The following is a 721-nucleotide window of genomic DNA, read 5'->3' as shown; positions in this document are numbered from 1 at the left end:
ATTCCTGATAACGAGAGAGTTGAGTCATGTGTAACTCTTTCTTTCGTAGGTACGATAATACGTGCAGATGTTTTGAGTTCTACATCGAGATATATACATGACGATCTTTTCTTGTATTATGATGATGTTTATTTTTCTCATCATCTGGTCCTTAATGGTCATAAATTACTCTATATACCAAAATTAATTTTCATTCATGATATTAGCATCACCGGGAGTTCAATAACTCCTGTTTGGAAGATTTATTATCTCATTCGTAACCTTGTGCTTTCTAAGAAATACTTCAAGTCCAACGGGCCATATTCATCTGTCGGGATAGTGTTACGAATTATAAAAGCTTTTTTAAATGTATCTAAACAAGATAATAAAAATTGTTATCTTAAATATATCATAAGAGGCATAATCGATGGTGTTTTCTCTAGATCTGGTAAGCGTCATTGATGGTAAATGAGAGATGAGAAAAATATGTTATTTCATAAATTCTGATTGGTATTTCGATTTACATTGGATTGAGCGAGCTTTATGTGCACAAGAAGCCGGCTATCAAATTCATATTATAACTAATTTTGTCGATCAATTGTTACTCTCCAAACTTGTTAAGATGGGGTTTATTTGCCATAATTCATCAATTTCTGCTCAGTCAGTAAATCCAGTAAAGTTTGCTTGTGAATTAATAAATACAACTAAATTGATAAAATCCATCAATGTAGATGTTTTACAT

General features: G+C 31.3%; 2 protein-coding genes. Both read left to right on the top strand.

The features are described from left to right. A partial coding sequence (locus AC1DUO_RS25790; RefSeq protein ID WP_477989567.1) for a glycosyltransferase family protein occupies positions 1 to 441 on the top strand: 441 nt, incomplete at its 5' end. A gap of 13 nt (positions 442 to 454) precedes the next feature. Beyond that, positions 455 to 721, top strand: a 267-nt coding sequence (locus AC1DUO_RS25785; protein ID WP_477989565.1) for a glycosyltransferase, incomplete at its 3' end; no start/stop codon positions are given.

The sequence above is a fragment of the Rahnella sp. P4_A8 genome, assembly GCF_056402435.1.
This window is presented reverse-complemented; position numbering and strand designations above follow the sequence as displayed.